The organism is Streptomyces sp. NPDC001270, assembly GCF_042896695.1.
Lineage (GTDB): Bacteria > Actinomycetota > Actinomycetes > Streptomycetales > Streptomycetaceae > Streptomyces.
The window spans coordinates 1-6,599 of record NZ_JBIAXM010000086.1 but is presented as its reverse complement, the minus strand read 5'-3'; the positions used below and the strand labels follow the sequence as shown (position 1 = coordinate 6,599).

Here is a 6,599-nt window from a genome sequence, read left to right as displayed (position 1 = left end):
GCCGCGATCTGGCACAACAACGCAACCAACGCGCCGATCACCCGGTCACTGATCGCCTACGACCATTGACCGGAGATCGGACTTACTCGTCTAGTACTGCAATCACAATTGCAGGATGTGACCTCGGCGTTTGTAGTGGCTGCGGCGGGCGCGGGTCTGGCTGAGGCGTCTCCACCATGACCAGCGCAGATGATGCTGCGGGGTGAGCCGGTGGGGGGTGGAGGACCAGGCATATGAGGCGGCGGATCTCCGCGACGGACAGGGGTATCAGATCGTTTTGTCCTAATCGGCGGCCCCTTTTCCAGCTCCTCGGCGCGGATGGCGGTGAGTGCGGCGAGGGCGGCCATGGCGAGGGTGATGTGTCGGTACCAGGCGTCGTAGCGGCGGACCTGGTAGTGGTCCAGGCCGCACTCGTTCTTTGCGACCTGGAACGACTCCTCGATGGCCCACCTCGCCGAGGCGACCTTGACCAGGTCCTTCAGACGGGTGGCGACGGGGCCGTAGCAGACGTAGTGGACGATATCGGTGGGGTCCTTGACGGAGCGGCGGGCCAGGACCCAGTGGCCGACGCCGTCGTGCCACGCGGGGCGGATCGCCACCCGGGCCCAGTCGTAGACCCGCTCGCCGTGAGAGCCGGGGCCGCCGGACAGGCGCTTCCATGCCTGCCGGGGCAGGGCGGCGACCAGCTCGTCCACCCGGACCTCGCGCCACCCGGTGGTGATCACGGTGTCGTTGACCTTGGTGGCCAGCACGTAGCCGACCCCGCGCTGTTCCAGCCAGAACCGCAGGTGCTTGACCTGCCCGTAGGCATCGTCCGCGGTCACCCACGCGAACGGCACCCCGGCGTCGATCGCGCGCTGAAGCATCCACCGGAAGTGTTCGTTCTTCGTCGCGAACGGCACCTCGTCGGGCACGCCTGCCGCCCGGCAGCGCTCACGGTCGTCCGTCCAGGAGGCGGGCAGGTACAGTTCCCGATCGATCAACGCTCGCCCCTTGGACGAGGCATAGGCCAGGAACGTGCCGACCTGGGAGTTCTCGGTCCTGCCCGCGGTTCCGGTGTACTGGCGCTGGACACCCGCCGAGCGTGTGCCCTTCTTCAGGAAGCCGGTGTCATCGCCGATCAGGATCCCGTCCCGGGTGCCGATGGCCTCCACGACAAAGTCCCGCACGTCGTCGCGCATCCCAGTCCGCCTCGCCCAACAGGCGCTGCATCCCGACCGGATGCCCCTCGCCGGCACGTTCAGCGAGCGTCCACCCGTTCTTCCGCTCCAGCGGCGCGAGCAGCCCGGTCATGTAGGTCAGCGCTCGCGCACGCGGCTCCGACCTGGAAAAACGAGCGGCGAACCGCGCATGCAGACCGGACAGCATCTCCTGCCATGCCTCGATCTGCCCCACCCCGAGATCCACAGACACGGCAGAACACAACCACAACCACGGGCAGAGCTCACAACTGCCCCACCAGTAACTGTGATTGCAGTACTAGGGTGCGTTTCGAAAGTGCTGGTCACAGCCACTCGTTAATGGCTGCGACCAGCACGGTCGCCTCGTAGCGGTCGGCGAGTTTGTCGTATCGCGTGGCGACCGCGCGGTGGCGCTTGAGGCGATTGATTCCGCACTCCACCGCGTGGCGCTTTTTGTAGTCGGCCGTGTCGAACTTCGGTGGCCGGCCGCCGTGCGAACCACGCTTCTTGCGGTTGGCGATCTGGTCGCGCTTCTCCGGGATCGTGCAGCGGATACCGCGCTTGCGCAGGTAGGCGCGGTTCGCGCGGGAGCCGTACGCTTTGTCGGCACGGACCTTGTCCGGTCGGGTGCGCGGGCGGCCCGGCCCGAGCCTGGGTACCCGGATACGGCCCAGAACCACCTGGAACTGCGGGGAGTCGCCGCGCTGTCCGGCCGTGATGACCAGTGACATCGGCTTTTGAGCCTGCTCGACCGCCAGGTGGAGCTTGGTGGTCAGTCCGCCCCGGGAGCGGCCGAGCCCGTGGTCGTCGGGCTCGGTGAAGACACCGCCCGGCGGCTCGACCTGCAGATCCCCTTTTTACGGGCACCCGCCGCGTGCTGGTGGGCGCGGGCGATGGTCGAGTCCACCGAGACGTCCCAGGTGATCAGTCCGTCGGCATCGGCCTGGGCCTGCAGCTGTTCGAAGATGCGGTGCCAGGTTGCGTCCCGCTGCCAACGCCGGAAGAGGCCGTAGACGGTCTCCCATGGGCCGTACCGCTCGGGCACGTCCCGCCACGGAGCACCAGAGCGGGTGCGCCAGCGTATGCCGTCTATCAGCTGCCGCTTGGTGTGCACTGGCGGCCGTCCGGGCTTCTTCCCGACCGGGAGCAACGGCTCCAGCTTCGCCCACTGCGCATTCGTCAGATCGTGTCGCCCCACGAAGTGGATCTTGACACACCAAGATCCACTTCTGAAACACACCCTAGACCTGTTGGGTCCAACAAGTGCGACCGACCGCCGAGTTCTCGCGCCCGCGCGCGGCAGGCGCGGCACGAGAGCCTCGGCACCGCCAGCCGGGGCAGAGGCTCGACCCGCCGCCCCGCTGACCTCCTGCATGTAGGAACGTCGAGCGGGAGTGGCGAGCCTAACCACCTTGAGGCCGTCGTTTATCTGGGATCGCGGCGAACGTGAGGCAAGTGCGGACTTCTCGTACTTGCCTCACGAATATCCGAAGGGTCGTCGGGCACGTACTGTGCGACATCAACCGGCCCGTAGCGTCCTTCGGCTGCTTCTCCGCTGCCTGTCTTTCATCTTCGCCTGAGGCGGGGGCCCGTTCTTCTTCGAATGGGCCAAAGACGGCACCAGTTCAGCTGGCCTGAGCGGGGGGAGCACCACCCGCATGGGTTTCTGCCGCGCGGTGCGGGCGAGCTCCGTAGTGGCCTGTTCCAGCTGCTCGCGAGTGCGCTTCAGCTCATCCTGGACTCGTGCAAGTTCTTCCGGCATTTCCGCAGCTGTCGTTCGAAGCTCCCCCTTTCGGAAGGCATTCGCCCGTTCCCAGGCGTCCTCCCATCCCTGGAGCTGACTCTCCGGGATGTTCCCGCAGTAGCGGACGAAGCTCAGCAGCAGATTCTTGGCGGGCATCCGCCCTCGCAGAACAGCACCGACGGTACTTCTCGGCAGCAGGCTCACCTTGTTCTTGAGGTCGATGTACGCCCTCTTTTCCAGTTCCCGCAGCGTGGGGTTGCCGTGCTCCCGACGCATACGCTTCATCGCCTGGACGATCTGCCAGGGCTCGGTGATGAACTCCGCCGGCAGCACCACGATGCGCGGCTCCTCACCGGTCGGGCCGGACCCACACCGGTCCGCCCTGGCCCACAGCCGCTTCGCTTCGCGCTCATCTCCTCCGCACGCGCGCGTGAACGCCTGTACGGTCTTCCACCTCGGAAGTTTCTCGTCCTGGGCTGCCCTGAACAAGGTCGACCGGGAGACCCGGAGGTCCATTTCGCTGGCGGTCTGCGCCATCTGGCTCCAGCTCAGCCCCGACCGCCGGCGCAGCGACTCAAGCCACTGCGCCAGCGTCTTCGTGGGGTTGTGCTGTGCCAGGGCGCCGTTGATGCGCCCCATCCGCCGGTCCCCCGCTAGACCTGACGGGAGGAGAAGACGGCGACCAGGTCGCGGACGAGTTCCTTGCCCATCAGCCCGCCCGCAACCACGGCCGTGACGACCGCCTGCAGGGCCATCCCGTACACCAGCAGGCCCGCGGTAATGAGCAGGACTACGACAACCACAACCACGGCCGGTGCCGGCAGTGCCTGGCTGTCGGCACCGGACGGACCCTCGACACATAACGTGTGCACGGGCGCGTTCTTGTTCACCTGGGTTTCCTCCTCGGCTCGTTGCCACTCGACACCGAGACCCCCAAAGATCATCTGTCTGCTTTGCAGAGCCGACAGACAGGAGTCTCACCGTTACTTTCGTGCCCAGCAACGAACACCGACAAGGCCGTTCTCCCGCGCCGTTTCATCCTGTCCCAGCTCTCGTGGAACGCTCCCCAGGCATTGCTGCAGACCACGCCCAGCCGCAGACTCGAAGAAGTACGGGCCGGGTTCCCCGTGTCCCTCTTCGACGGCTCAGCAAGGCTTGAGAACCGGCCCGTTGCCTGCTGTGATGAGTCCACGAAACGGCCTAGGAAATCCGAAAGCCCAGGCCCGCTAGACGGAAGGAGGCAGGCATGGTCATACCGATTCGCATCGTGTCAGGGGATCCGCCTGTCTCCGGTTCCTGGCCACCGGGGGGCGGGACGCGGGCCTTTCGGCCTCCGGAGGACGGAGAGACGGCTACGCCCGTTCACCGCCCCTCACCGCCACTTCGACATACCCGCCGGAGGTCTCCGGACAGGCGCATGCCCTCGCCATGGCCGCAGACGTGGCCTGGCCGCCTTGCGCGCCGGACTTCCTGGCCGGCCCTGGGCTTCCCGGACTTCTCGGCCCGGCACGCAGCTGCGCTCGTCCGCCGGCTCTCCGCGCCTTCCTGTGCCCTCGGTATGTAAGCAGGGACGACCAGGAATCTTCTGATCTGCGGCTTCCCCGGCCGTTGCCACTCGACACAACAGGGGAATTCGGTCGCTCGCTGTTGCAGCGGTGGACGACCACGAGCGGGGCCCGGTTTGCCGGGCCCCGCTCACTCAGCTGCTCGCAAACCACGGCTGGCGAAATCCGAAGGTGCGGCCCTGGCTGTGGGCTGCCCGGCCAGGGCATGGGGGAGACCCATCCCGGTTGGGTCTGCTGGATCCGACAGACCCAACCGTCGGCTCTCGGCACGTCGTCCCCGCTCTCGGCCCGGGTAGCCACTTGGCATTAAATGGACAGAAAACCCTCATATCCTCTGGCATGTTCGCACATATGTGACTGGATGGTAGCTCAGGGTAAGATTTCTTGGTCGTCGGAATGCACGTTCGGGGGCTCGCGAACGCTTACGGGGCAGAGACGCAGCCCGCGTTCTCTGCGGTGTCGGGGGGCGCCGCACGCAGCTACTGGGAGGGACCTGAAAGTCCGTGACGATTCATCTCATGGGCGAGGGGGCCGGTTCCGCGGCCGTGGCCTGAGGCAGCACGCCGCAGGGGACCACCGTGATCTTGCTGGCCCGCAGTCACCGCGGGGAGGGGATGCGGTGACCGAGGAGAACCCGGTCAGGCCGCTCCTGAGCAGCGCGGACTCCTTGCCGAAACTCCCGGCTGATTTCCGAGCCTTCCACCAGCTCTGTCGTGCCGCCTACGTCCGCTGGGCCGAACTGTTCCTGGGTTCGCGAGCAGACGCGGAGGAGGCCGTGGACACTGCGTTCGAGCAACTGGCCCTCAACTGGCCCGAGGCGCTGAGCCAGCCGGTTCCGGAGGCGTACGCCTGGAAGGTGGTCAAGCACCGCACCGTCGACGTTGCTCGGGCCCGCGGGCGCCGTCCGTCGATCGTGGACACCGCGGCTTTCGAGACCCGCGATCTCCGTCACGCCGTCGACCCGATCGGCGAGCTGGAGGAGTCGCTCAGCATCTACCAGGCCATCAGCGCCCTCCCGGAGCGGCAGTTCGACGTCGTCGTGCTGCGCTATTGCCTCGGATACGGCACAGCGGAGACCGCCGACATCATGGGCATCACCGTGGCAGGAGTCCGGTCCACCGTTCGCTACGCGAGACGGCGGCTGAAGCAGGCGCTCGGGCTGGACGAGTACGAAAGGGGCCACGATGAGCTCGCAGATTGATCGGGTACTGGCCAAGGCGCGGCTGGAGAACAGCATCTACCTCGACGAGGACACCGAGATGGCCGAGCGTCGCATCGCCGCCCGGGTCGCCGACCGGCTGTTGCACGGGGCCCTCCGCCTCGACGACGCCATGCAGACCGGCCTTGCGCAAGCTTTCCGCCCTCCTCGCGGTGACGCGCCCTGGCAGCCGGAGGAGAAACTCCGCATCGACGCGGCCGGGGCTCTGCGCGCTCTCAGCCGGGGCGTCGTCGGACAGGCTGACGCGCTCCACCAGATGGCCAACTTCGTCGCACACCGTCTCGTCGACACCGACGGTGCCACCGTCCTGGGCTGCGTCCTCCAATTGGCGGCCAGGGAGGACAGCGCGCGCTTTTGGTGGCAGTTCGCAGCGGGCGCCGGCGACCCGACAGCCGCCTGCTACCTTCACCACCTCTCCCTGGGAGAGACCCGGGAAGCGGACCTGTGGCGTGCCCAGATGATTCCTGACCGCTCCGCTGAATCGATCCAGCCCTACCCTGATCCCTGGCCGGGCTGGGACGGCGGCTCCCCCACCAGTCTTGGGGGCTGGACTCTGCTGACCATCGGGATGGAGGACCGCCCTCCCACAGCCACGGTCACCTTGAGACACGTCGTCCTGCCAGAGGCCGCCGCCGTGGTCAGCTACGTCCCCACCGCCATCGAATACGTCGACGACGTGGGCCTCTTCCTGCCGACCGACGGATTCGCCGAGCGGATCGAGGAGCTGACCGCCTCTCAGCCCTGAATGGCCCGGCCGGACCGGGCCCAGGCAGCAGTTAGGCCCCCGCCCGGCTAAGGGCGTGCAGATCTTTAACTCGTCTTTTTGATCTTGGTTTGGGTGGGGTCGGAAGCGAGGAACCTTGCGACGTCGGCAGATGTACGGAGGCGGG

5 protein-coding genes and 1 pseudogene are annotated in these 6,599 nt (G+C 67.0%); 2 read left to right on the top strand and 4 right to left on the bottom strand.

Features of this window, described 5'->3' with window-relative positions:
- Positions 1-278: 278 nt before the first annotated feature.
- The 4 genes and pseudogenes from ACFY2B_RS45965 to ACFY2B_RS45950 form a co-directional block, all read right to left on the bottom strand.
- Positions 279-1,413 (bottom strand): annotated as a pseudogene (locus ACFY2B_RS45965) (IS701 family transposase); the annotation flags it as partial.
- Positions 1,414-1,504: 91 nt separating this feature from the next.
- Positions 1,505-2,379 (bottom strand): IS5 family transposase gene (locus ACFY2B_RS45960; protein WP_390769016.1). Its coding sequence is split into 2 segments (ribosomal slippage): positions 1,505-1,998 and positions 1,998-2,379, totalling 876 coding nucleotides; the frame shifts between segments, so codons are not numbered across the junction.
- A 321-nt stretch (positions 2,380-2,700) separates the two neighbouring features.
- Entirely contained in the window at positions 2,701-3,564 is an 864-nt protein-coding gene (locus tag ACFY2B_RS45955) for a hypothetical protein (RefSeq protein ID WP_390769015.1), read from the bottom strand.
- Positions 3,565-3,578: 14 nt separating this feature from the next.
- Positions 3,579-3,869: a hypothetical protein gene (locus tag ACFY2B_RS45950; protein ID WP_390769014.1), complete on the bottom strand. Its 291-nt coding sequence runs from the start codon at positions 3,867-3,869 to the stop codon at positions 3,579-3,581.
- Between the two features lie 1,240 nt (positions 3,870-5,109).
- Here ACFY2B_RS45950 and ACFY2B_RS45945 point away from each other — a divergent pair.
- Positions 5,110-5,691: an RNA polymerase sigma factor gene (locus tag ACFY2B_RS45945; RefSeq protein WP_390769013.1), complete on the top strand. Its 582-nt coding sequence runs from the start codon at positions 5,110-5,112 to the stop codon at positions 5,689-5,691.
- Positions 5,675-6,454, top strand: a complete 780-nt coding sequence (locus ACFY2B_RS45940; RefSeq protein WP_390769012.1) for a hypothetical protein — start codon at positions 5,675-5,677, stop codon at positions 6,452-6,454. The genes ACFY2B_RS45945 and ACFY2B_RS45940 overlap by 17 nt, the downstream gene beginning before the upstream one ends.
- Positions 6,455-6,599 lie beyond the last annotated feature (145 nt).

Coding starts and splice junctions, on each gene's coding strand:
- ACFY2B_RS45955 (WP_390769015.1), bottom strand. CDS start 3,564: ATGGGGCGCATCAACGGCGCCCTGGCACAGCACAACCCCACGAAGACG.
- ACFY2B_RS45950 (WP_390769014.1), bottom strand. CDS start 3,869: ATGATCTTTGGGGGTCTCGGTGTCGAGTGGCAACGAGCCGAGGAGGAA.
- ACFY2B_RS45940 (WP_390769012.1), top strand. CDS start 5,675: ATGAGCTCGCAGATTGATCGGGTACTGGCCAAGGCGCGGCTGGAGAAC.